General features: G+C 39.7%; 19 protein-coding genes. 4 read left to right on the forward strand and 15 right to left on the reverse strand.

Annotated elements, in window-relative coordinates:
• Position 1: 1 nt before the first annotated feature.
• Positions 2-4,048, forward strand: coding sequence for an N-6 DNA methylase (locus LKE40_04390; protein MCH3916696.1), 4,047 nt, complete (start codon positions 2-4; stop codon positions 4,046-4,048).
• Positions 4,039-4,794 (forward strand): HNH endonuclease, encoded by a 756-nt coding sequence (locus LKE40_04395; GenBank protein ID MCH3916697.1) that lies wholly within the window; start codon positions 4,039-4,041, stop codon positions 4,792-4,794. The genes LKE40_04390 and LKE40_04395 overlap by 10 nt, the downstream gene beginning before the upstream one ends.
• Here LKE40_04395 and LKE40_04400 read toward each other — a convergent pair.
• The 8 genes from LKE40_04400 to LKE40_04435 all read right to left on the reverse strand — a co-directional run bounded on the left by LKE40_04400 (position 4,791) and on the right by LKE40_04435 (position 16,923).
• Positions 4,791-6,554: an ATP-dependent helicase gene (locus LKE40_04400; protein ID MCH3916698.1), complete on the reverse strand. Its 1,764-nt coding sequence runs from the start codon at positions 6,552-6,554 to the stop codon at positions 4,791-4,793. The genes LKE40_04395 and LKE40_04400 overlap by 4 nt on opposite strands.
• Before the next feature lie 5 nt (positions 6,555-6,559).
• Positions 6,560-8,566: an AAA family ATPase gene (locus LKE40_04405; protein ID MCH3916699.1), complete on the reverse strand. Its 2,007-nt coding sequence runs from the start codon at positions 8,564-8,566 to the stop codon at positions 6,560-6,562.
• Positions 8,567-8,872: 306 nt separating this feature from the next.
• Positions 8,873-10,855 (reverse strand): InlB B-repeat-containing protein, encoded by a 1,983-nt coding sequence (locus LKE40_04410; protein MCH3916700.1) that lies wholly within the window; start codon positions 10,853-10,855, stop codon positions 8,873-8,875.
• Positions 10,856-11,735: 880 nt separating this feature from the next.
• Positions 11,736-12,596 (reverse strand): MATE family efflux transporter, encoded by an 861-nt coding sequence (locus LKE40_04415; GenBank protein ID MCH3916701.1) that lies wholly within the window; start codon positions 12,594-12,596, stop codon positions 11,736-11,738.
• An 84-nt stretch (positions 12,597-12,680) separates the two neighbouring features.
• Positions 12,681-13,112, reverse strand: a complete 432-nt coding sequence (locus LKE40_04420) for a hypothetical protein (GenBank protein MCH3916702.1) — start codon at positions 13,110-13,112, stop codon at positions 12,681-12,683.
• Positions 13,063-13,953, reverse strand: coding sequence for an AraC family transcriptional regulator (locus tag LKE40_04425; GenBank protein MCH3916703.1), 891 nt, complete (start codon positions 13,951-13,953; stop codon positions 13,063-13,065). Before LKE40_04425 ends, LKE40_04420 begins: the two co-directional genes overlap by 50 nt.
• Before the next feature lie 98 nt (positions 13,954-14,051).
• Positions 14,052-15,092: a PTS sugar transporter subunit IIC gene (locus LKE40_04430; protein MCH3916704.1), complete on the reverse strand. Its 1,041-nt coding sequence runs from the start codon at positions 15,090-15,092 to the stop codon at positions 14,052-14,054.
• A 343-nt stretch (positions 15,093-15,435) separates the two neighbouring features.
• On the reverse strand, positions 15,436-16,923 hold the full coding sequence (locus LKE40_04435) for a LuxR C-terminal-related transcriptional regulator (protein ID MCH3916705.1): 1,488 nt from the start codon (positions 16,921-16,923) through the stop codon (positions 15,436-15,438).
• A 171-nt stretch (positions 16,924-17,094) separates the two neighbouring features.
• Between LKE40_04435 and LKE40_04440 the strand changes: the two genes are divergently transcribed.
• Positions 17,095-17,232: a hypothetical protein gene (locus LKE40_04440; GenBank protein ID MCH3916706.1), complete on the forward strand. Its 138-nt coding sequence runs from the start codon at positions 17,095-17,097 to the stop codon at positions 17,230-17,232.
• Here LKE40_04440 and LKE40_04445 read toward each other — a convergent pair.
• The 7 genes from LKE40_04445 to LKE40_04475 form a co-directional block, all read right to left on the reverse strand.
• Positions 17,213-18,025, reverse strand: coding sequence for a hypothetical protein (locus LKE40_04445; GenBank protein MCH3916707.1), 813 nt, complete (start codon positions 18,023-18,025; stop codon positions 17,213-17,215). The two genes, LKE40_04440 and LKE40_04445, sit on opposite strands and share 20 nt — an antisense overlap.
• A 66-nt stretch (positions 18,026-18,091) precedes the next feature.
• Positions 18,092-19,069 carry an ABC transporter permease gene (locus LKE40_04450; protein ID MCH3916708.1) on the reverse strand — a complete coding sequence of 326 codons (978 nt, stop codon included), beginning with the start codon at positions 19,067-19,069 and terminating at the stop codon, positions 18,092-18,094.
• A 52-nt stretch (positions 19,070-19,121) separates the two neighbouring features.
• Positions 19,122-19,805, reverse strand: coding sequence for an ABC transporter permease (locus LKE40_04455; protein MCH3916709.1), 684 nt, complete (start codon positions 19,803-19,805; stop codon positions 19,122-19,124).
• A gap of 11 nt (positions 19,806-19,816) precedes the next feature.
• Complete coding sequence (locus tag LKE40_04460; GenBank protein MCH3916710.1) at positions 19,817-20,755, reverse strand: ABC transporter ATP-binding protein; 939 nt, start codon at positions 20,753-20,755, stop codon at positions 19,817-19,819.
• A gap of 66 nt (positions 20,756-20,821) precedes the next feature.
• Positions 20,822-22,357 (reverse strand): MFS transporter, encoded by a 1,536-nt coding sequence (locus LKE40_04465; protein ID MCH3916711.1) that lies wholly within the window; start codon positions 22,355-22,357, stop codon positions 20,822-20,824.
• A gap of 106 nt (positions 22,358-22,463) precedes the next feature.
• Positions 22,464-22,979, reverse strand: coding sequence for a PadR family transcriptional regulator (locus LKE40_04470; protein MCH3916712.1), 516 nt, complete (start codon positions 22,977-22,979; stop codon positions 22,464-22,466).
• 96 nt (positions 22,980-23,075) lie between these two features.
• Positions 23,076-24,008, reverse strand: coding sequence for a DNA adenine methylase (locus tag LKE40_04475; GenBank protein ID MCH3916713.1), 933 nt, complete (start codon positions 24,006-24,008; stop codon positions 23,076-23,078).
• Between the two features lie 562 nt (positions 24,009-24,570).
• Here LKE40_04475 and LKE40_04480 point away from each other — a divergent pair.
• On the forward strand, positions 24,571-25,608 hold the full coding sequence (locus tag LKE40_04480; protein MCH3916714.1) for an HD domain-containing protein: 1,038 nt from the start codon (positions 24,571-24,573) through the stop codon (positions 25,606-25,608).
• The last annotated feature ends 157 nt before the right edge of the window (positions 25,609-25,765 follow it).

A 25,765-nucleotide genomic window follows, 5' to 3' on the forward strand; every position in this document is an offset into this window, starting at 1 on the left:
TATGGCAAGAAGTACTACGCATTTATGGCAAAATATTCATCTCGAAGGTACAATTTTTTCAAATGACCAGCTTGAAGCAATTTCTTGTGAGAACGCAATAGCACAAAAAAAAGAGGATTATCAAATACCTCCAGGATTATCCTTGCTTGATGAAATCGGTCGATCATACCAGATTGCTCGAGCTCTTTCCAAACAATTTGAGATAAAAATAACAAATAAAGAAAATAATATACGTCTGGTTACACAAGAATTTGTACGTAGATTCTTTACTATGTGTCTTGGCTGGGATTTGCAAGCAGTCAGATCAAAACATATAGAACAATATGGTTACCCATTACAACGTATTGCATATGATTTGGTACCACTGACTGTTTGTCCTGCTAATCTTACACTTGATTTTTCTGACAGTGCTTTCTCTGTAAGCAATGGAGGTTCTTCAAAGCTTACAGTAACCCAGATGGTACAAGAGTATCTAGATAGTGTCGGACGAGAACGATGGGGGGTAGTTTCAAATGGTAAGTCAATTCGTTTACTTAGATCGTCTCCAACGCTTTCTCGTCCCCAATATCTGGAATTTGATCTTCTAGCTATCCTTGAAGCTGATTCTTATAATGAATATGGAATCCTTTGGAGAATATTCCATGTCTCAAGAATTCATGATGCAATTAATGACATCCCTTTGCATATCTGGGAAGAATGGAGAAATACAGCTATTGAAGGTGGAGAACGGATTAGAGAAAGATTACGAAAAGGTGTTACAGAAGCCCTCTGCATCCTTGGTTCAGGTTTCCTAAACAATCCAAAAAATTCATTACTTTATGAAAAACTAGCCACAGGATCATTGACAGAACAGACTTATCACCAACAGTTGCTTCATTTAATTTATAGACTCTTGTTTATATTTGCAACAGAAGAAAGGAAAAGCGACAAAGGACTAAGGCTTATTTTTTTGCAGGATCCTTTACTGACGAAAGAAAGAGATCTATATGATAAAGGTTATAGTCAAGCCCGATTACGTATCATTTTGAATTCTATATCCAATTTCAATGCGTACAATGATCTCTGGGAAGCACAGAAAATTGTATTCCGTTGTTTGGAAAAAGGAGAAAGAAAACTTGCTCTTCCAGCGCTCGGAGGATTATTTCTTCACACTCAGTGCCTCGATTTAGATACGGCAAAATTATCAAACGAGGCTTTTCTATCTGCTTTATATTGTTTGCGGTGGTCCCAAGAAGATAATTATAGTCATTGGGTAGATTATGGTAATATGGGAACTGAAGAACTAGGTTCTGTATATGAAAGTCTACTTGAACTGATTCCCCATGTAGATTTGGATACAAAATCTTTTCGTTTCATCGGGATTTCAGATGAAGAAGATACAGCAGGTAATCTGCGAAAGACAACAGGTAGCTATTACACACCTCACTTTCTCGTTGAACATTTGATAGAAACAACACTTGTACCTGTTCTTGAAAAGAAAATTAAGGAGAATTCTACTGATCCTGAAACCGCAATTTTGTCATTGAAAGTAGTCGACCCTGCTTGTGGAAGTGGGCATTTCCTTCTCGCTGCAGCTCGTACAATAGCCGTACGACTAACAAAACTGAGAAGTGATGCAAATACCCCTGATGGTTATCGTGATGCTTTACGGTTAGTAATCAAAAACTGTATCTTCGGAGTAGATATTAACCCAATGGCCGTAGAATTGACAAAAATGTCCCTTTGGTTGGAAGGATTTGAACCTGAAAAACCTCTTGGTTTTCTAGATTCACATATCCTTTGCGGTAATTCATTGCTCGGTGTCTTTAATCTTTCCATATTGGATTATGGTATTCCATCTGATGCTTATAAAAAACTTACAAAAGATGATACCGAGATCTGCAAAGAACTTCGAAAATGTAATAGTGCTGAACAAAAAAATCTTCAAGTTTATAAAAATGATAAAACAATTCGACAAGGAACTTTATTTGATGAGACAGAAGAAGAAAACCCGCTTTCAGAAATCACCAATTTACCAGAAGATTCATTAGAAGAAATCACAACAAAAACAAAACGTTATAAAGAACAATTAACTAAGTTGAATGATATGGTAGATATGATTGCTGCAGATACTTATATAGGTGCATTTCTGACGGTCAAAGACAATTCTTCAATCGTTCCTACGACAAGACTACTGCGACAAATAAGGGAAAATCTGAAAATTGATGAAAAAGATAAAAATGCAATTGAAACCAGCAGGAAAACAGCAAGAGAAGCAAAAGCTTTTCATTGGCCTTTGATGTTTCCAAATGTCTTTTCTTCTGGTGGATTTGATGTCGTCCTTGGTAATCCCCCATGGGAACGTATAACACTGCAAGAGAAAGAATTCTTTGCATCGAGAAGACCAGATATTGCAAATGCTATGAATGCTGCACAAAGGAGAAAGAAAATCTCTAAGTTAGGAAAATCAGAAGTGAATACCCCTGATCAACTTCTCTACCAGCAATTTTTATCAGCTTGTCATACAGCAGAAACACAAAGTACATTCTTCCATGTCAATAACAAAAACCAAGGTCAATACCCACTTTCAGGTAAAGGCGATGTCAATTTGTATGCTCTTTTTACCGAACTATTTTCTAAACTAAAGAAAAAGGAAGGATCTGCAGGTATAATTGTTCCAACAGGAATTGCAACTGATGATTCCACAAAGGAACTATTCGCTTCCTTTATTAATAACGAAGAATTGCAATCCTTATATGATTTTGAAAACCAAAATATTTTCCCAGCAGTACATAAAAGTTATAAATTTTGCCTACTTACCCTTTCCAAGACTAAAACTGCAGACTTTGCCTGTTTCTTGCACACAATACAGGATTTGGATGATGATCGACGACATTTCCAAATGGAAGCTTCTGATTTTGATCTAATAAATCCCAATACGCATTCCCTTCCTCTGTTCAGAAGCAAGGCAGATGCAGAACTGACAAAGCAAATGTACCGACATTCGCAAGTAATTTGGAATGAAAATGATACAAAATCAGGAAATCCTTGGAATCTATCTTTTTCTCGATTATTTGATATGTCCAATGATTCCAAACTTTTCCAGACACAAGCAAATTCCAGTTGTTATCCCCTGTATGAAGCAAAAATGATACACCGATATGACCACAGATGGGCAACCTTTGATGGTGCTACCGATAAAAAAGGAAATCTGATTACGAGAAATGTTACTCCTGAAGAAAAACAAAACCCCGGTTTTGAAATCAAGCCTCGTTATTGGGTTGATAAAAGACAAGTTTTAGCAAGAATTGCACAAAACGTACCTTCAAAAGTAATCAAGGCATGGCTTGACCATGATGAAACACAGCTAAGGGAAGAACTTCTTTATTCAAACAACGCTATTCTTTCCAAGCTAGGAGATTCTACGCAGATCTGGCAAGATATGGACCAATTTATGGACCAGCAAAGTCCTAAATGGTTAATGGGATGGAGAGATATTACTAATTCGACAAATATGAGAACCACCATTGCTACAATAATTCCACGATCTGCAACAAACGATAAGTTTCTATCGATTATGAATTTAGATACCACACAAGCAATGATATTTCTTTCATGTGTAAACAGCCTAATTTTCGACTATATAGCACGCAAAAAAGTTGGTGGAACCGATATGAAATATTTTATTTTCAAACAGCTTGCTTGTATTCCCCCAAAGGCTTTTTCTGATATACAAAAACAATTTATTGTAACAAGAGTTCAGAAATTGCTAGCAACTTCAACTGCAATGGCAAAAGCTCTGGATTGTAATTTACATCCATATAATGAAGAGGAAAGAGCAATACTACAAGCTGAAATAGATGCTTTTTATGCTAAAAAATATGGCTTATCACAGAAAGACCTAGAATATATTTTAGATCCCCAATCTATAATGGGCAAAGATTATCCGACCCAAACCTTTCCAGGGCTAAAAACCGACGAAGAAAAACAATATGGTGAATATCGAACTAAACGACTCACACTTGAAGCTTGGAATCGCTTGGAAAAGGACCCTGCCCTATGGACATAGATTATTATACCTTCATGCTTGTAGATAATATTGCAATAACATCAGGTTGGGAAAACGTTAGCAAGCTCAACAATACATGCATTGAAATATCCTCTGCTTTACATCATTTCAGAGGATTTATCCAATTAGTCAAAAAGGAACAATATAAGTTATCATTTTCGTCTTCTACTCTGTCAGAAGAACTTGCAAAGCAATATAGTGAGAGTTCCCTTGCACAAATTGATGGAATTGATACTCTTCGGCTTATCCTAAAGAAAGCATCTGTTTTGGCGTCTGTATTGCCAGATACACCATTACAAATATATTTAGAAAAAATCAAGAATCTCAATATTGATGATACAACGATAAAGAACGAAGTTACACAAAGAATTGGCCAAACATGTTACAGAGATGCCTTGATAAAATATTGGAATGGCAAATGCGCCCTTACAGGTTTAGATATTCCCGAATTGCTCTATGCTAGTCATGCAAAACCATGGGCTGATTGTACCACCGCAACAGAACGGCTCAATGTATTTAACGGCTTACTTTTGGAAAGTCGTTTTGACAAGCTTTTTGATCAGGGTTATATTTCATTTGCTAACGATGGACGCATTTTGATCTCTCCTGTTCTTACTCCTTCCCAATTGCAATTACTCGGACTCTATCCCTCCTTGCAGATAAGGAGACTAAGGCCAGAACATTTTGTCTTTTTGCAATATCATAGAGAACATATATTCAAGAAAAATAAATTAGTCAGCACTTAAACATAGATATATTCCCAATTAGATATGGAAAAGCGTGATAATAAAAATTGATTCTCTATTTTTGGCATAGCAATAACAAGAAGTTTTCTTGGTCTTGTCATTGCAACATAGGCTATTCTCATTAATTCAGTATCTAATGAGCCTTCACAAAGAAATCGTGAAGTAATCGTATTTCCTTTGTTGTTTCCTACAAGTAACATCAAAGCATCATAAGTTTGTCCTTTTACACCATGTACAGAAGATTCTGTATATGATGATTGATTTATAGTTTCAAAATAACTTTTCAAAGGTATTGTCTTGAAATCTTTAACTTTTTGATCCCGTTTCTTAATTTTTATAACACCTTGAATAGTTTTATCTTTTAACAATGTAAGGTTATATTGACAACATAATTTATTTATCTGTTCTATTAGTCTTTTAACCCAATCTGATAGTGGTAAGTTTGCAGATGGAAGTTTTATTAATAATTCAACTACAATAGAGTGCCAAAATTCATAAGGCATGCAATTTTCAATTTCTACTCTAAAATCATCTTGAATATCTTTATATCCCTTAATAATTAGCCCAAACAAACCTTTTTCACAAAATTCATAAGCTTTTTTCCTTGATCCTGCCATCCATTCATATGAAGCATTTGCAAAGAATTTGACTTCAGGGCTTTTCCAAAGGCCAGAAACTTCCCTATTAGAACTAATTCTTCCACGAGTGACAATGGCAACATGTGAAGCATCAATAGTAATTGCATGTTCAATACAGATTTCTCTAAATTTTTCTATTATCTTCCCTTTATTATTTTTTATATTTCCTTCATACAATAACAATATAGGTTCTTGAGAGTAAGCAACATCTGAACCAATAGCTTTGCTTGGTTCTGTCCCCTCTAAAGATTTTGAAAAAAATCTCGTAACATTACAGATCAATTGTGAACTTCGAAAATTGCCAGTTAACCGTAATGTACGCCACTTATCACTATCGATTTTATCTCTAAAACATTTCGGAGTTGCATTTCTCCATTCATAAATTGATTGATCAGGGTCACCTATCAAAAACATAGATTTTGTTCCCGCCTGATTGATTAAATCCAATACAGCCATCTGTTCTGCAGAAGAATCTTGTGCTTCATCAACAATAATTACAGGGAAACGTGTTGCAATAGCCGCTGCAATATTAGGATGTTTTTTTAGTAATAAATAGGCAAAACTTGCTGTTTCACTTTGAAATATAAGTCCTTTTTTTAGCAACAGTTTTTTGTATTGTTCACATGGAAGCGCAGCTCCTTTTTCTTTTTTACAACGAATATTCTCATTATTATATAACAATCTGCCATTTTTATCCCATCTGAAGCTACTTATGTTAGTAACACATCCTTTACGATAACACTCAGATTTCCATTGGAAGAAGGGAAGCAAAAACAAATCATCCAGAGAAATAATAGGACGTTTTGGTTCAGGATAGAGCAAATATCCAAATCTTAGTAAAATATATTTATTGATAAAACTATCTAAGGTCCCTAAATAATGTGGATAGCCAGTATCGAATCCTGGTAAAATCATTTCTTGTACTTGTTGCTTAACTTCTTCGCTGGCAACATTCGTGAAAGAGAGAATTGCTACCCCCTGGTGAGGTTGTTTCCAATTTTCCACATACTGTACAAATTTTTTTGCAATACTTGTGGTTTTGCCACTACCAGGGCAAGCTTGGAGTACAATATTGCCCTCAGCCTTAAGAAAAATATTTTGTTCTTCTGTAAAGTTATACATAAGCATTATCGAGTTGTTGTTACAGAATAAATGGCATTCTTGATATATTCAGGCACAACAAATGGAGAAGTTACAGTTTCATCCTCTGCAATTTTTTTAAGTTGCTGCTTGATTATTCTGCTTAATGATTGTGCAATCTGTGCTTTTGATGCATCCCTCTTACGTATAAATAGCCATATCATAATTGCCTTATTATCCAAAGAAGAATCTTGTTCAACTTCCTTTTTAAGTTCAACACCAACTTGAGGAAATACATCAACAATAGCTTCAAGCATGTATTGAATATTATCCTTTTCCAAAGCCAATTCATATTCAAATGTTTTTCTTGCCTGATAAAAGCCAATTCCATAATTTGAACACAATGCTTGAATTTTTGCACATCTATCAGAACAGGTACCTTTATCTAACTTGTTCAAAATATCAGTTAAATCAGTTTTAAAATCAGTTTTAAAATCAAGATCTTTTGAGATATAAGTATCCAAAGAATTAGCATCTGAACATCGATCATCATCTGTAACAATTGCGGTTTTTGCAAAACTTCCCTTTTCCCCTGGTAAAGTTGCTATTTTAGCAAAAGGAGTAAATGCAGTTCCATTGATATTGACTAATTCAACTGCATACTTATCAAATTGCCGATTTAACAAAGCCGCGAAATCAGGAAGAAGTATAGCCTCACTAATTCCCTCAACAAATAGAATACCCTTAGCAAAGAACATTTGAGACTTAGTAACATCAATATATTTTTCTAAATAATCTTTCTCTTTTTCCTCTAAGTTTGCATCTTCCAAAGGATAGCAACAGACTGCATGATTTTTCTCATATAAAAGATTAATAGCATTGATATCAATCCTAGATACCAAGGTCGGAGAATGTGAAGTATAAATTACTTGTATCACAGAAGAGGTATTGTAACGTTTCTCAAAAAAACTATGTATAAGTTCCTGTAATTGGGGATGTAAATGGGCCTCAGGTTCTTCAACTACAAATAGATTTAAATATACGCCTGATTTTTCCAGTGACATATCTCCTAATACAGTAGCCATAAATAAAATATTATTATATCCCAAACCATTCTGATATAACTCAAATGAATGATTCCTCAGTAATCTCAATGAAGACTTTAGTGAATCGTCTGAATCCTCAGAAACCTTTAAAAATTCATCAATTGCCAAATACATACCGTCATCTGTTTGCTGAATAAGACGCGAAAACTTCGGATCAATACACTTTGAAATAATTCTATCATAATACTCATAATCTTTTTGAATAAAATACCATTTAGGAAGAATCCAAGATCGGAGTGAAGAGGTAATTGACTCAAAACGAGGTTCTACAAGACCAATATCTATTTGCTGAGATAACAGCTCTTGTTCAATTTCCTGAAGATTAGCATTGATTATATCTTTAATTTGTATAATTGGCTCTGCTTGCAATAATTGAGTATTTGATTGTTGTAATATATTTACTAAATCTGCTTTTTTATCATCATCTTCAACAACAGTATCTAATAAAGTAGCAAGCTTACTTGAACGAGACGGCTTCATTTCATTTTCTGCATCACGCAAGGCACCTAAGTAGGCTAAATTAATTGCATAAAAAGTTTCTGCAGAAAGTTGATTCCCTTCCTCTTTGTCACCCCAGGCCTTATACTTCACTTTTCTATTTCCATAAGAAGAAGAATCTATATAAAAGTGAATATGGAACTCACCTAGAGACTCACCTTGAGGATCCCAAATTTCAATTAATTGCTTAGGTACATCTTCAAGATAAACATCAAACTGAGAAGTTTCTGCACGTTTTCCTTGGGCATCAATATGAAAATCTGCTTTACTGAAAAAAATATCTTTTCGATAGAGTACAGCACCAAAGGCAATCCTGATTGCATCAATGACTGCCGATTTTCCAGTGTTATTTTCTCCAATAATGGCATTAACACCTTTATTAAACTTTACAGTTATACCTTTTGCATCAAAAATACGAAAATTTCTAATTACTATCTTTTTCAAGTACATAATATTTTCCTATTAGATTCACTGCGCTGCAATTTTTATAGCAAGATATATTAATTATATTAACAAATAGCATAATTATAAAATATATTCAACATAGAAATACATCGCAACTCACTTATATATTCACAAAGCTAATTTAACTTTTAACATTTAACTAACTATTATGTTGCTTTGAAACTATGTTTGCAAGGTCACATTGTTTTACTGCCTGCATAATGCTATTTTATGAAATCCACATAACAAAAAATAAAATATTACTAAAATAATTTGATTTTCATTATCAATAGTTCTTTAATTTTGTTTTCGTTATTTTTCCCACTGCAAGGTAGGATAAGAATTTCCTTCATCAATATCCCAGATATCTATAAAATCCCAACTAGAATATGTACTTTTTTCTTTCATCTGTTCAGTCGTCTTGGGAGTTCCCTTAATAGAATCATTTTGTCCAGAGGTTTCACTATCATAATAGCAATCCGTAATAGTTGCTTTACTTGATTTTATACCAATCAGACCACCTAGATATTCTTCTCCTGTCACTTTGCCTGCTGCGTAGCAGTATTCAACAGCAATATCATCACCATTTCCAATCAGTCCTCCTATATATTCACTACCTGTCACATCACCGACTGCATAGCAATTTACGAGAGAGGCTATCTTACCATTACCAATTAAGCCTCCTACATATGAATTTCCATCTACACTTCCAGATACATAACTATTCATTACTTTGGTAGCAACGGTTCCATAGCATTCGCCGATAAGTCCTCCAACATCTTCTTTTAAACCTGTAGTATTCCCTGTAACATAACAACAATCAACTGTTGTATTCCCAAAACCTGTACCAAGAAGGCCTCCAACACAACTTTCTCCTTTAACTTTTCCAGTGACATAGCAATTTGAAATTGTCGACCCATCACTAAAGCCAATCAATCCACCGGTAAAAGGATCCGTAGTTTTTACAATACCCGAAGAAAAACAAGAACTTATTTCATCACTAGTAGATTCTCCAACAATTCCTCCAGTCTTAGTACCTCCGTAACCATTGGTTATTGATCCGCTAAACGTACAATTTGAAATTGTTCCGTAACTACTACTGCCAACAATCCCTCCTGTAGTATTATAGCCATATATAATTCCTGTAAAAGTACAATCTTTTATTATACCACAATTTCCTTTATCATTTTCACTAGAAATATTTTCTCCTATGATACCACCAACGTCCCATCCCAAACCATTATTAGAAATAAACATAGAGCTATCACAATCAATTACTGTACCATAATTTATACCAATAAGCCCTCCAATATGCGCTTCACAGGGTGAATTGCTATTTGTAATTGAACCAGAACTAGAACAGTTTTTAATCAAGCCATTATTTTGATTGACAATAGCTCCCGTACAGCGTTCATTCTTAATATCTAATGACTTAAGTGTAATATTTTTCAGTACTGCATCTTTCGTTATTGCACCAAATAAACCTGACCCGGTTGATTTTAAGCCTGAAATCGTATAGCCATTACCATCATACTGCCCTTGGAACATATAATCCTCATAGCCATCTCCCAGATATTTTCCGACAGGTACCCAACCATCATTTTCACAAAATACACTTATATTGATATCTGCTGTCTGAATAAAATAAGAATCCAAATACTTGCGTGCCAGACAGAGTTGGGCACCAGTTGCTATTTTGTATGGATTTTCTGCACTGCCATCTCCCCCTGCAAATTCTGTTGCTACAACAGTTTTCCACTGAGCATAAAGCACTACAGAACAATCATCTATCGCTATGGTGTCACCTTCTTTATAATTTGTACCATTTCCATCTGCACTTGTATTCCATCCAGAAAATTCACAATCATCTCTGGCTAATTCTCCACTGTTACCTAATACAGAAACAGTATTACCCGTATAATATTTGGTAGTATCTGTTGGCACAGTTCCACTGGTTGCCTTATTTGATTTATAATAAACAGAATATGTTTGTAGCCAAATCGCATACAATGTTAAATCAGAAGCAGGCATTGTAAAAGTTGAATTAAGTTCATATGTAGTTCCAGAACCATTACTCACAGTATTCCAATTTTCTAAGTGATAACCGACATTACTATGGAAAGCACTACCAAGGACAGAGACTTCATCGCCTGCATGATAGGTCAAATTTCTAGAATATCCCCGGTCAAAATAAGTAAGGGTGTATTCTTTACTAGATTTCGATCCCAATTCCAAGCTACAACTTGCAAGAAAAACAATAGCCACCATGTTAAATATTAGTAATAAGCGTTTCATTTTATAATTATTTACCTTTTAAAGGAAAAGACTACGTACCTAATTAGTTTATGTCAATCTTCAAGAGAATAGACATACACCGCAATCACTAGCATTTCTTTTAAATAAATATTTGTTTAGTAATAAAATATTTAAAATTAATAAACAAAATATAGAATTTTGTTAAAATTAAAAGCAAATATTAAATAAACTTACATAATGAATGAAATATATTTCCTCAAAACTTACAAACAAGTTAAAGAAAAAAATCTTTACTCAAAAAAAGAAATTTGCTTTTTTACAAAACCAGAATATTGTCAAAAATTGACACAAGGATTACATAAAATCAGTGACAAAACATTTTTAAAAATTTATACTAATAGGCAAATAGTATAGTAAACTTATATTAATTACTTGTTTATATCAAATTGCTCTTTTTAAGGGTTCCAAATTGTTCCTCCATGTGTATCAAAGGATAACCCATGGTGCTGGCAATGCAACACGCTTTTCATTCTGCAAAGATTTTTTCTTATTATTGGGCCTGTATTTCTGTTTTGTAATGCAATAGGATAATAATTTTTTTCCCATAATCTCATCATCATTGGCTCTGTATACTACTTGTTTTACATGTATCAGATAGGTTTCCATTCGACGTTCATAACAAAGCCTTTTCACAAAGGTCTGTTTGGCAAATAATCCTTTAATCCTTACAGACACCAGATAATCAGCATATACAATTCAACCTTTTTTATATGATTTCAAAAAAACAAACCATACTTTGCGTAAAACACAAACATCCTATTATTTTAAATCGTTTATAAAAGACCTGCCACCATGCCATAATATGCTGACTTCCAATGTCGTAGAGGAATCATCCAAAACAAAGAAAAACGAAAAGACCCTAGGACAAATCCTTCATTTTCCACCTCAGAAAACTGACAGAAACCACAAATGTTCCTGCTTCTGCAAACGGCAGTGACAGCCAGATTCCCTCAAAGCCAGACAAATGTGGCAATACTATAATACCAAAAGCAAGAAGTACCAGGCTCCTCAGCAAGGAAATAACCATGGAACATTTCTCATCTCCAAGTGCAGTAAAAAAGACCGAAGCAAAAACATTCACTCCACTGAAAAGAAAAGCCCATGCAATGAGGCTGAATCCAGTTTTTGCAATCCCATATACAGCAGACCCTTCAGGAACGAACAGACCTGTTACAGAAGATCCGCAACACAGAGCCAGAAGAAATGCGGAAATCGATGCAACCGCAATGAAACCGATACAGTGCCATACCAACTGCTTCACTTCCCCATAAGCCTTTTTCCCAAATGCATAACTGACAAGAGGAACAACTCCCATGGAAAACCCGATGAAAAGTGTATCAAGCAAAAACTGTGCATAGATGATGATAGTTATTGCAGCAACACCATCGACTCCAACCAGACGGAGCATAGCCCCATTGAAAAGAAAGGTAGTAACGGCAACAGAAAGTTGTCCGACCAGCTCGGAAGCTCCGTTACCACAGCTTTCTGCAATGAGACGGAAATCCCGACGAAAACGGGTAATGTATAACTCAGAACCGGTACCATGCAGAAAGAAGACCACCCCGCCTACAGCAGGAACGAGGTAACCGATCCCAGTAGCCAGGGCAGCACCTCTGATACCCATCCCAAACGGTCCCATAAACAAAAAATCCAAACAGGCATTCATTGTTCCAGCTACAGCGACCAATGAAAAACCCAGTTTCGGGCGTCCGGCCGTCACAAAGAAAAAAGCTGAAAAGAGTCTGCAGTATATTTGCAGGAGAGAACAGACTAAGCAAGAGAAGATATGCGGCCGCATAAGCTTTCAATACACCTGTAGGCTCCAAGAAAACTGACTGATGCTATCCATAAACATACTGCCTGACAAAGCAATCGCTATCCCAAAAACAAAACCTACAAAGACAATAAAGGAAAAATCTTGCCTTGCTTCCTTCTCATTCCTTTCTCCGAACTTACGGGCAACAATTGCACTGCCACCGGAAGCAAGCATTGATCCCAGTCCCACGATGAGGTTGATCACCGGTGTTACGATATTGACGGCAGACAAGGCATCGCTCCCTACAAGCCTAACTATGCATATTGTATCCACGAGCGTATAAAGACCGGAAAAAAGCATCATGAATATTGTCGGAGCAGCGAAGGCAACAAGGGAACCTATCGTCCGATGAGCTACATTGATACCCTTCTCAGACATTTTTCCCCGGGGACCTGCAAACAGGACAAGTGCATCCTTCATGGAGTTTCCTGTCAAACAGAAACTTCTGGGTAGGATAGCCAAATTCAACCGACAAGTCAGAAGGGACAAAACCGGAATCAAGAAGAAACTTTCTATAGCCTGTATCAGATCTGTCACCATCTCTGTACGTCGTCATACAGACGGTATCGCTTCCCTGCAACAGTCCGTGCACAGCCTTTGAAAGAAGCAAGGAAGCAAGCTCAGTCTTTCGGCATAACGGATGTATGCCGAGAAAATCTATGAATCCCCTGTCTGGAGATACCAATAGCGCCCCGACAAGAATATTTCCCTTATAGGCAAGAAGCGCCTGCCCTGCTTTGATATATTTTTCAACAGCACTGATATGTTCTCTTTCATCAAAACAGGGATATCCATCGACAGCTAAACCAGCCAGTCGCAGCCATCCGGAAATATCAGTCATTTCTGCATTATCAAATTCCAAGGAAACTGAATTTGCCTTCCCAGACAGAAAGGCAATTTCCTCAGAAAAATCCCATCGTTGCTGCAATGGATAAAACAGCTGCCTTTTCCTGAAGCTCCCAGGCGCATACTTATATCTCGACCGGAATGCATTGCTGAATGCCTGCTGGTTTTCATACCCTGCTGACAATGCTATGTCCATGATCGGCAAGTCAGAAAACGAAAGCAACCGGGCAGCTTCCGTGAGCTGACGCCGCTTCAAGTAAACATGGAGTGGCAATCCGGTCATCATGGAAAAAGTTCTGTCCAGGTATGCCATCGACAGGCCGACACAATCGGCAACAGCCTCTAGGCCAAGCCTATGCGTCAGGTTGTCTTCAATATAGTCAATGGCACGTAATATCTTTCCTGTCGTATCCACTTTTCATCTCTCTGTCCAAGTATAAGATTCCATGGATATCTTGTTTTATCCATTCTTGACCTTTTTGCAAGATTTTTCCACCTTCCGATGGAACTATGCTATGCGGCAAGTGCCAGATCACCAGGTTGTATCCAGCCCTTTTTCCGCATTGCTTCACTGAAGACAAAAGAAAGGGCCGCAGGAAGGACAAAATGAAGCAATACCATCGGGACAAATGCCGACATGCCCATAGTAGCAATCGTATTGAACTGTCCCACCAGTCCACTTGTTCCCATTCCTGCTCCGGCAGCATTGTTCGTCATCTTGAAAACAAGCGTAGACAGCGGTCCTACGATAGCGGCAGTCAATGTCGGTGGAATCCATATCCGCCAGTTATGGACAATATTCGGTATCTGCAGCATGCTGGTTCCCAGTCCTTGGCTGATCAAGCCTGAAATACCATTTTCCCTATAGGAAGAAACGGCAAAACCGACCATCTGCGCGCAACACCCCACCGTAGCTGCACCTGCAGCAAGCCCGGAAAGATTCAGACTGATGCAGATAGCCGCCGATGAAATAGGAAGCGTAAGGATCATACCGACCACAGTTGCAACCAAGATACCCATCGGAAGCGGATAGAGTGTAGTAAGCTGATTGATGAACATGCCCAAGGCCTTCATCATAGCAGAGACAAACGGAGAAAGAAACTTGCCGACCAAGCCTCCGGTCAGGATAGTGACAAAAGGTACGACGATGATATCTACCTTCGTTTTTCCGGCCACTCGCTTGGAAGCTTCGGCAGCAGCCAATGAGGCACACAAGGCACCGACCGGTTCCCCAAGAGTCAGTTTGATGAACTCTCCGGAAGGAGAAAGTACAATAGTCCCTGCACCGATAGCCCCTGCTACCGCAGAACAAAATACACCGAGCGGGCTTGCCCCGACGCTCATGGCGACACCGACACCGATAGCAGGACCGGTAAGATACTGGGCAACCTGTCCGAATTGGACAAGCAGTGGAATCGAAGCATAGGTTCCGATTTGTTTGATGATAAGACCGATGATGAGAGACGCGAACAATCCCTGAGCCATACCATTGAGGAACGTGACAAAATAGTCAGCTACCCCTTTCCGCCCGCTGGTTTTTCTTTTGGTTTCCATGCGAAGCTCCTTAGTACTGTAGTAAAATTATGAGTGTAATTCGGATGACAGAACATGACAGTAATCCATCGCTACTGGCACGGCCTCCAAGATTGACAAAGGCATGATACCTGTTTCCTGTTTTTTGTACAAGCAGGTCAGTAGAATAGGTGTAATTCATCTTTTCACTCAAAAAATAGTATCATAATTCAAAATATAGTACCTATTAAGGAATATTAATATTATAGATATATCAAAGCTCTTCTTTAAGTCTAAATAAAAACGACTCAGAGTTCAGAAACAATCACACGAAAAATAATGTCATCTGGAACAGTCAGGAAATAAGACCTTTCCTGCGGGCTTCCTACACGGCCATAAGACGGGAGGACACCCCAAGCTTTCCGAAGATACTCAGTACATGTGTTTTCACTGTAGCCAAGGATATGCAAAGCCTATCCGCAATTTCTTTGTTGGTGATACCCAAGGCCAGTTCTTCCAGTACTTCCTGTTCCCTTACAGACAGCTGTTCAGGAAGCCGTCCACATATACCATCGTATCCACAGACTTGCCATACCCTTCTTAGGAATGTCAATTCACCTTTCGACATCGAGCGATCCGCTGATGAAAAGGCCGACAATGGAACCAAGAGTACTGACCTTTCCAAATAAAATGGCAAAAGGATACAATCTGCACTTGCATAGTGAATGGCTTCCCTGAGCAGGTTCATCACTTCACGTTGCTCGCTAGTCAGCTTTTTCCCAACTGTCAGCAGATGTATCTTGAGCAATCCGGCTTCTACCAGGCGAAGTTTGTTTTTTTTCAGACGAGAAATAGCCAACACATCATCAACTTCTTCCATTGCTTCAGCTTCTTTGCCCTGACCGGCAAGCAGACGGGCACGAAGAAGGCGCAGGAATGGCTGCAGGTATTGACGTCGGTCAGTTCCTAGTTCACGTAGAAAAGTAGAAGACATCGAAGGATCAAGACATCCTTCACAGGCAAATTCCCAAACCAAACGACCAAGATTGAACAATGACAGCGTAGGATAGGTATTCAGCAGTTTTTCAAATCCAGCCTGTCCCTCTGCAATATTCCCGGACAACAACAATAGTTCTGACTGATGGAACTGCAAGGTAATATCAGCAATATCCAGATGGTACCGTTGGTTCCGTAATATCGAGGCAGCCTTTTCTATGTTTTCGCCTGCCTCCAGGAGCTCCATCCTACGCATCAGAACCCCGGCCAATCCAAAGAAATAGTTTATCTTGATACCGGAAATCATTGCTTTGGCATTGCAGAACCGGAAAGTCTGGGCATAACATGACAGACTTTTGTTAAGATTTCCAGTTTCTTCATAGACCTGTGCCAGCTGATTATAGGCAAAGAACGTAACAAACATATTGGCCCCGGAGCAAGTCTGCACAGCAAGCTCAATCCCATATTCTGCTTCGTCATAAAGCATTTTCTCCATCTGTATTGTAGAATTACCGACCAATATCATTGCCTGTGATACAGGCCCGAGCCCAACATTCTTGAGCAAATCCACCGGTAGTACACGCATGGATGGTTGAATGCCGTTTTCTGCATTCAGATACACATCCAAAGCCTGTATGACCTGCAATAAGCCAGGGTCATTGCATTCCTCCTGGTATCTCCTGCTTATCTGCCTGCAACGTTCACTGTCCAGATTGGCAAGATTATACAGGAAACACTGGACCGTAAGATCAGTATGCTGTACGAGCAAATCAAGGGGAATCCTGTTGAGATAGCTCCATGCCCCAGTCTGTCCTTCCATCGACTGTGCCAAGCGGAGTACATCTGCATATTCTTCAGCCTCACAATACTCATCCATAGCCGATTCCTTGTCTCCCCGCTTTTCAAACTTTCTTGCAGCATTGCAACGCAGTGCCCTACGTTCCTGTCATGGCAATTTACCGAACAACTGTGCGAGATAAGCTGAAAGCATATTGTGATAACGATAAATGCCTTTTTTTACATCTACACAGACAATAAAAAGATTCTTATGGATAAGCTGGTCTACTATCTGGACAATATCCGCTTCGGTAAACTGCGGCAACAGTGCGACACAAAGGTCGGCATCAAAGTAAGAAAGGAATCCTGTCCTGACCAGAAAGCTCTTTTCATCCTGACAAAAGGATAGTAAACATCTCCCGTGTCAGATAGGAAGCCGCAATGCCTCCGCCTGCACGAAGCAAATGTCCGAAGGAAGAGCCGATAATACCGGAAGCTGCAGCAAGCTGCAGACCTCCCACCCATCCTTCAGCATAGGTATTGAGTCTTGTCAGTTCTTCATCATCCGCCTGGAGTTTCAGAGTATGCTTCAGGAAAGCAATGCCTTCGTCCGGTGCAAACTGCATTTTCTTTGCATCAATGAAAAACAGCTTGCCGGACATAGCCAAGGACCCAAGATATACCGGCGGATCTTCCCGTGACAGCATGAACAGATGAAAGTTAGGCGGCATGGCACTGAAAAAAAACTCAAGCATCCGGATCAAGGTCGCATCATGAATACAATGGACATCATCCAGCACGAGGTAATATTCGACGTCATTTGCACAAATCCTGTTGATAAGAAGCGTGAGCAGATTCTCCATATGTGAAGCATCAGGATTGGCACGCATCAATGCCAATAAATTCCCATCATCTTCCCAAAAAGCACTGACGGCAGCGGTAATATACAGCCAGAACGTATAGGCATTGGTATTCGAAGCATCCAGAGAAACCCATTCTACCGGTGCCAATCCTGTTTCCTTGATAAAGGAAGAAAGCAATGTCGTTTTGCCTGTACCTGTACCACTGCATATAAAGATCACACTCTTGTCAAGGTTGTGTGAAAGCTGGGAAAACAATGACGTCCTTACGATATAGTCCTCACGAGGAGCCGGCACTGTCAGTTTTGTCGAAAGAAGCAATGCCCGTGAAGATCCTTCCATCCTGTCTCCTCCTTGGAATCCTGATACGGACAGCATACCACACCTGTACCCATGGCCCAATGGTTCCTAATCAGCTTTTATGTACGATTTTCCAAGGATATACCAAGAAATTCCAAACAATGTACAGGAAACGACAACGACATATCCCATAGATATCCATGATACAGGAAAACCACCGGCCAGTTGTCCTGCAAAATCCATCAATGCCTTCTGTGGCAGAAATCTGGTTACCGTATCAAGTACGGCATGGGAAGTTGCCTTGGCTGAAAACCCTCCGGCCAATATCGAAGCCAAGACCGTCACGGCATTGCCAAGCATATTTGCATTGTCAGCTTTCCTGAACAATGTATGAAGCAACAGGGAAAAAGAAAGCCCCAGGAAACCAAGGACCAACATGAAACCTGCATAGGCACCAAGGGAAAAACCGATGTTGATACCAGCCAGTTTCAGGATACACAAAAGACAATATTCAGGAAAAAACAGTGAGAAGCAATAGACACAATGCGCAGCAAGATACTCTCCGAAGGAAACAGGAGCAGCTATAATTCGTCTCAGGATACCAGTTTCATTGTCATCAGCAAAGACAAACATAAAGGAAGAGGAGAGCATAAGCAAAAACATCATCATGAAGCCGATGATATTCACACCAACATTCCGCATGGTCTCCATCGTCACCGTCGTTTCCGGGTCTTCAAGCAACTGAAGCAATTGGTTACGAAAGGATGTGCCATAGAGTGTATCGACATGGATACCTCCTGCTGCATCGACGGTAACATAGGCATCATACTTCTGTTCCATGAACTGTGACCGGGGTGGTTTTTCCCCTACGACAGTCACTGACAGTTGTTTTAGGTTTTCCGACAAGGGAATAGCCTGTGCAGCTTCGGATGAAAAGGCAACATGAGCTGCAGGCCGGGGACTTTCAGTCAGATAGACAGCAAGCAGAATCGAGCAAAGGGCAAACACCGTCATGACAATGAAAGAAACAAGTTCCGGTATGGTATGCAGATAATCATTTTTCAATATGGCAAAAAAATTTTTCATAAGTAATCCTCCGTTCTGAATGTCAGCTGACAACCGATTACAAGCAGCAGACCTACAAGCGCAGCCATCCCAAAAATAGGAAATGTATAGCGTAAGCTACCGTCGCTGACCAAAGTAAAGAATCCCTCGTTGATCCATCGCACAGGGGATACCCTGGAAATGGCCGCAATGGCAGATCCCAAGCCATCCGTCGGGAAAAAGGTCCCCCCATGATACATAGCAAAGTGATTACCGTGCTCAACAGCGAACTTGCCGACTCTTCACTATGCAACACACAGCAAAAGACCCCCCCCAACGCAGCCGAAGCAAATTCAACAGGTCCCATAAGCAGGATTACTGCCACCGGATGACTGCCAAGGTTCACCCGCAGCAGGGGACATAATACAGCAAGCAAAAGCAGGTGGAGCCCCCAGTCAAACACGAACGATGAAAATATCTTGGAAAACCAAAGTGAAAAACTGCCTGCAGGTGAAAAGATTATACGCAGATTCGGGCGCCTGATATCCCGTTCCATAAAGCAGTTGGAAGCTGTCATTGCCCCGTCCAGCATTGCAAAGACAAGCATGGAAACCAAGTAATATTGGTATGCATCCTGCATGTTCGCATAACTTCCTCCGGCAAGCAATCCCATGATGATGATCAGCATTGCTGCAAACAAGGTATTTGCAAAGACCAGGACCGGATTTTTCAACAGGTTGGTCAGGTCCATACGAAACAGTACGGTAAAGCGTCTCATACGTATCCTCCTCAGTCCCTCAGCCTTCTGCCGGTCAATTCAAGGAATACCATCTCCAGACTTGCATCTTCACTGGTAATGTTTCGGATCTTCTCCCCATGATCAGCAAGCAGTGCAATGATCTTGTCAAGATTCTCTACACCCGTAAGGGAAGTAATTTCAAAAGCATTGCCTTTCATCCTGACATCCTGTACCCCTTCTATGGCAAAGAATGCATCATGGGATACCTTGCCGTTCCCATCTACTTCAATAGTGTACTTTTTCTTGTTTGCCAAATGCTCCTTGAGACTTTCCTTGGTCCCTTCTGCAATGAGTATCCCATGGTCCAGGATAATGATCCGTGAGGAAATAGCCTCGACTTCCTCCAAGTAGTGGGTAGTATAGATGACCGTCATGCCATCATCTCGCAGTTTTCTAATGGAAGACAGAATATAATTCCGGCTCTGGGGGTCTATCCCGACGGTAGGTTCATCCATGATTACCAATTTCGGTGAATGTGCTATGGCACAGGCAATGTTGAGCCTTCGTTTCATTCCACCGGAAAAAGTCTTGACCTTGTCATGCCGTCTTTTCTCAAGTCCGGCAAATATCAAGGCTTTGTCCACGGCTTCTAAGAGCAAACGTCCATGCAATCCATAAAGTGCAGCAAAGAAACGGAGATTCTGCTCTGCGCTCAGCTGTTCATATAATGCTATATCCTGGGGAACAATTCCTAAGGATTGTCTATATGATTTCAGCTCTTTTCCTATAGGTTGTCCCTCAAAGCGAATATCACCACGGTCATAGCCAAGTGCAGCAGTCAGTATATTGATTGTTGTAGACTTGCCGGCCCCATTTGGTCCCAGGATACACAGTATTTCCCTGCTATGTACGGCAAAGCTGAAATCATTGAGCACAACAGCATCGCCGAAACTTTTCGTAAGATGCTTTACTTCTAAAAGTTCTGTCATTTTTTTCTTCCTGCAGTCATCGTATGCAACAGGGAGAAAAAACAAATCAACCGAACGGTTGATATCTTACTGTTTTTTCTCGAACAAGGCTTCCTTCAGGAAAATCATCAGGAATGCACCGACAATTGCAGTCAGCATGCCGGCGAGAAATACGTCTTTCACTGCAGCAAGCAGGACATGATCTGCCTGTTGTAACAATGCATTGAACTGCTGCAACACATCCTGTGGCAAATATGCCTGCAGTTTTTCAACAGCTCGGACATTGACCAAACCGGTAGGATTATGGACAAAAGCCTGAAGGGTAGCAGGCAGATGGTCCATATCGAGCCGAGCCAGTCCTACGCGCATTGCATTCGCAAGGATTGCTCCATAGACTGCAGAACCTACTGTCCGCCCCAAGTTCTTACAGAACATAACAGACGAAGTAATACTGCCGATTCTTTCACGTGGGACAGCATTCTGGGCATTTACATTGCTGATCGGCATGTTGATTCCGATTGCAAACCCCGTCAAGACTGCATACAACACGACGGTTCCATAGGTTGCATTCGCTCCCAAGGTCGACAGCAGGAACATCCCCCCAGCCGACAGGAGAAAGGCACCGATGGAAAGCAACTTGCATTTTCCGATCCGAGAAATCAACTGCCCGGAAAGATTGCTTGCAAGCAATAGGCCGATCATCATAGGAGTAATGGCAATGCCGGACACTGTTGCCGAGGACCCCATTACCACTTGGACAAAGTATGGCAGGAAAAGAATGACGGCAAACATAAGTGCCTGATTGAGAAATGCCATGACCAACGACATACTGACTGCTCTGTCCGAAAGGCAAGACAGAGAAATGACAGGATCTGCAGTCTTCGTTTCATGCCATCCGAACAGGACAAATCCGAGAGCAGCAAATATCAACAACCCCTTGAAAAACCAGGAATTCCATGGAAAGCAAGTCTCCACCAGACTGAATGCAAGAAGAAACGGCAACAAGGAAACAACCAGCAAGACAATGCCATTGCCGTCAATATCCTTGGACTTATCTTCCTTACAATCAGGAAGATTCACTGCGATGAATACTGCGGCGACAATGCCAAGCGGAAGATTCAGGAAAAAGATCCATCTCCACCCCAAGTAGTCAGTGACCAATCCTCCGACCACAGGACCGATGATGCTTGCAACGCCGGACGTTACCAAGCCTGTATACTTCCCACGCTGTTGCGGCGGAAACAACAATGCAACGGTAGTAAAAACACTGGAGACGATACAACCGCCTCCAAGTCCCTGGACACTGCGGGCAACTACCAGCCACAGCAGGTTCCGAGAGCAACCACAGAAGACAGAACCAAAAAGAAATACAAAGATTCCTGCAAGGAATACCGGTTTGTCACCATAGGCATCGGAAATCTCACCACAAATCGGAATGATTATCGTCGATCCGAGCATATAGGCAGTAAATGGCCATGCATAGTACTGCATGCCATGCAACTCACCTATAATTTGTTTCATGGCAGTACTTACGACCGTAGTATCAAGTGCGTAAAGCAAAAGGCTTGTCATCAGACCAATGAAAATTCCCACCACTTTCTTCTTGTCAATCAATCCATTCATCGTTGTTTCCTTCCTGAAATAAAATGGTATTGCTATTGTTTCAGTTGTTACTATTTGTTATATTAGTATATATTATACCATAAAGAGCAAAAAACGAATCAGCAGTTCACTGATCCAGATGAAAATCACAGGCCCAGCGATAGAACAGCTCATACATCCTGACATAAAGCGTAATGATTGCCTTGGCCTCGTTGGATTTACCGCCTTCCTGCTCCAATACAAGCTCCATATATTTCAGTTTCACGTAGAGTTTTCCCTGCAAATCATGGAGCATTTGTTCTGCTACAGGTTTTTCCAGATGGTGCAGATTACTGATGAAAGCCGTAAAATCAATATAAACGAACCCCGGTTTTTGGCTATAGGTCTCCATCAATGCCTGAAAATGTTTCTGTCCTTTTCCATTGACTGAATAGATGGTCTTTTCAGGCATCTCACCTTCCTTGACTACCTTGGTATCGAGATAACCGCGTCCGGCAAGCTGAACCAAGTTCTTGTAAACTGCAGGAGAGCTTATCTTTACCCAATTGCTGACCCGTGCAATTTCCATCTGCTTTTTCAGTTCATAGGCATTCATCGGATGGTCAATCAAGGAACCAAGCAACATAAGGTCAATGGCAGACATAGATGGCATCTCCTATTAGTATAAAATATACTAATATCATATATCCCAGTTATAGAGTTGTCAACAACCTTTACCTTAAAAGGACATCTTTCCCTTTTAAGAATGGAAATTCACCAAAGAATTTTCTACGGATTTCTCATTTCGTGCAGTCAGGTAATCCAACGGATCAATCGTCGGCATCCCGCAAGGGACTTTGAGACTCGGCGCATAGAAGACAAATTCCTTCCCTTTTCGCCTCGTGGCAGAAATACTGTAATTAAGTATCTGTTCAGTACATCTGAAATCACCATACAGTACAGCAATCGGATAGCAGACATCATAGGAAATAATCCAGTTCAAGTCACTGAATTCCGTATGCAGGAAACTGGAGACTTCTGCATGGTCCGTCGGTTCATAAGCATTCAGGTAAAGGCTACGACCTTTTTCATAGTATGGAGGATCAAGATAGACAAGGCTTTTCTGTTTTCTGAAGACAGGAACTTTCTCCCTGAGGAAATCCAAGCAGTCCTCGTTGGTAACAGTAATGGCATCACGGTAGCTAGCTATCACCTCAATACGATGCGCAAGATTCGCATGATGATACCTGGCACCAATTTTCCATCGTCCGGACTGCTTTTTACCACCGATCGGGCCAGCCTTGATGATACCGGACCTGTTGCATCTATTCAAAAAAAATGTCGCAAAGCCTCGCTCCAACAAGGAAGCATGATCTTCTGGAGCAGCAAGTATTGCACGCTGAAGATACCAATTTTCAATAGTTGCTTCTGTAGTCGCAAGCAATGAAAGAAAATCATTAGTATCATGAAGCATAGAATACCAAAAGGCATAAATATTCGGATCCAAGTCATTTATGTATATATGCTTGGCATACCCAGAAAAAAGGAGATCAAGAGCAACACCAGCTCCACCGGCATACGGCTCTGCATACACGCCCCCACAGAGATCGTTCTCCAGCATAAGTTCCTTGATATACCCACTGAGCCGACATTTACCTCCTGGGTATCTAAGTGGTGATAGAAAATTATCCATTATAGTCTCAAATATAGCATGAAAACAAAATTTTGCACATTAATAATCTTAAGTTATGTGATTAAAAGTTACTTTATTGTTCTGATAAAAATTGTAAAACAATAAAACAAGCTCAAAACAATTGAATTTTAGTTAGTAAATAACTAATTTAAACAGATAATTAACTGACACATAATTACTCATATCTATGGACTTAAATAAATCAGTTGCGACTATTCCTATTTTCAAAAAAAATTCAATATATGATTAATATTAATAAGCCATTATTTGCACCATATAGTTATTATGCTTATTATATTATATTTTTTCAAAAATTATAAGTTATTTTCCTACACAACAATATGTTATTATATTTATATCTTTAAGTAACCTATCATCTGGTTTTCCATTATCATCAGTCTTTAAGCATAAAAATAAATCATTCGGTGTTGGCCACATCCAGTTCCTTTGATAAAATACAGTTACTTTAAAGTAATTTGCAGAGTTTTCCGTGTATAGGGAAAAATCGGAATTCATCTGTTACCTTAGAAATATCTTTAACCGATATAAAAAGGAACATGCTATGGGAAGAATCATTCTTGGAGTAACTGCCGAGGAGCAGACAAAACTTTTGCATTTGCTGGATACATATGATACCCAATGCATTGCTTCATTCACAGAGCTACAGTCTGTACTGAATGATAAAGACATCTTTCTTCTTATTATTGACCCCATATTTCTACGACTCAAAGTTACTATACTACCTGAGTTGCTCAAAAGACATAAACCCTTCCTCCCCTGTATAATTATCTTGGATCAAAAGTATAGACTCCCGCCTGAACAAAATCCTCTGGATTTCACAATCATTGATACCGTTGCCAGACCTATCGATAAAACCATCATCCGGCTCAAAGCCAATATATACAATAACCTCAGAATCAGCGAAAACCAAATTTACTCTCATGACATCATAGGGCATCCTCAATTTATGACGACATGGACAGGCAATTCCATTGAAGCCCTCAGCCATCTGGTCAATAGCCATACAATGTACTTGTTCTCACACATGCAGAGGACCTCTTCGATGATGGAATTGCTTGCTACAAAAATAAGCTCATTGGACCTGCCTGGTTACAGGCTGTCAACCGTCCAATTAGAAAATCTTGCTATGATGGCCCCATTGCATGATATCGGGAAATTCTGCATCCCCGAACCGATTCTCAACAAAACGGATAAGTTGACCTGTGAAGAATTCGAAATAATGAAACATCACGTTGTCTGTGGCATGGCCCTCCTACTCCTTTATAAATGGGATATACCGACAATGATACAAAAACTCTCAGTTGCAAAGGACATCATCCTTTTTCATCACCAATGGTATGACGGCAAAGGCTATCCATATTTTGAAAAAGGTCAAGATATCCCCTTGGCAGGAAGATTGATGGCAGTAATCGATGTCTATGATGCACTGACCAGCAAACGTCCGTATAAACCAGCCTATCCATCGGCTGATGCAATTGAGTTGATAGCAAATGAAAGCAACACACATTTTGATCCAATTATTGTTGATGCCCTCATCGGCATCCGCAAGGAAATACATGAAATTGCTGAAAAAGAATAACGCCAACAAATAATTTTCATCAGAATTCCTCTTCCTTGATATCAAGGCAAAAGTTTTTCTATTTAAACTTTTCAACTCACAGGACTTGCAAGTCTAAAATAATTCCCATATGGTAATATAATGTATGTATCGGGATATACATATTTATTTTATTCCA

It is taken from the genome of Spirochaetia bacterium (assembly GCA_022482625.1).
Taxonomy (GTDB): domain Bacteria; phylum Spirochaetota; class Spirochaetia; order Sphaerochaetales; family Sphaerochaetaceae; genus Pleomorphochaeta.

Bases quoted from the DNA above. Each gene is read 5' to 3' on its own strand.
- LKE40_04475 (MCH3916713.1), bottom strand. From the start codon at position 24,008: ATGGATAATTTTCTATCACCACTTAGATACCCAGGAGGTAAATGTCGG.
- LKE40_04460 (MCH3916710.1), bottom strand. From the start codon at position 20,755: ATGACAGAACTTTTAGAAGTAAAGCATCTTACGAAAAGTTTCGGCGAT.
- LKE40_04410 (MCH3916700.1), bottom strand. From the start codon at position 10,855: ATGAAACGCTTATTACTAATATTTAACATGGTGGCTATTGTTTTTCTT.
- LKE40_04390 (MCH3916696.1), top strand. From the start codon at position 2: ATGGCAAGAAGTACTACGCATTTATGGCAAAATATTCATCTCGAAGGT.
- LKE40_04480 (MCH3916714.1), top strand. From the start codon at position 24,571: ATGGGAAGAATCATTCTTGGAGTAACTGCCGAGGAGCAGACAAAACTT.
- LKE40_04450 (MCH3916708.1), bottom strand. From the start codon at position 19,069: ATGAAAAATTTTTTTGCCATATTGAAAAATGATTATCTGCATACCATA.
- LKE40_04395 (MCH3916697.1), top strand. From the start codon at position 4,039: ATGGACATAGATTATTATACCTTCATGCTTGTAGATAATATTGCAATA.
- LKE40_04455 (MCH3916709.1), bottom strand. From the start codon at position 19,805: ATGAGACGCTTTACCGTACTGTTTCGTATGGACCTGACCAACCTGTTG.
- LKE40_04440 (MCH3916706.1), top strand. From the start codon at position 17,095: ATGGATAAGCTGGTCTACTATCTGGACAATATCCGCTTCGGTAAACTG.
- LKE40_04465 (MCH3916711.1), bottom strand. From the start codon at position 22,357: ATGAATGGATTGATTGACAAGAAGAAAGTGGTGGGAATTTTCATTGGT.
- LKE40_04400 (MCH3916698.1), bottom strand. From the start codon at position 6,554: ATGTATAACTTTACAGAAGAACAAAATATTTTTCTTAAGGCTGAGGGC.
- LKE40_04445 (MCH3916707.1), bottom strand. From the start codon at position 18,025: ATGGAAGGATCTTCACGGGCATTGCTTCTTTCGACAAAACTGACAGTG.
- LKE40_04470 (MCH3916712.1), bottom strand. From the start codon at position 22,979: ATGTCTGCCATTGACCTTATGTTGCTTGGTTCCTTGATTGACCATCCG.
- LKE40_04405 (MCH3916699.1), bottom strand. From the start codon at position 8,566: ATGTACTTGAAAAAGATAGTAATTAGAAATTTTCGTATTTTTGATGCA.
- LKE40_04430 (MCH3916704.1), bottom strand. From the start codon at position 15,092: ATGGAAACCAAAAGAAAAACCAGCGGGCGGAAAGGGGTAGCTGACTAT.
- LKE40_04435 (MCH3916705.1), bottom strand. From the start codon at position 16,923: ATGGATGAGTATTGTGAGGCTGAAGAATATGCAGATGTACTCCGCTTG.
- LKE40_04420 (MCH3916702.1), bottom strand. From the start codon at position 13,112: ATGAAGGATGCACTTGTCCTGTTTGCAGGTCCCCGGGGAAAAATGTCT.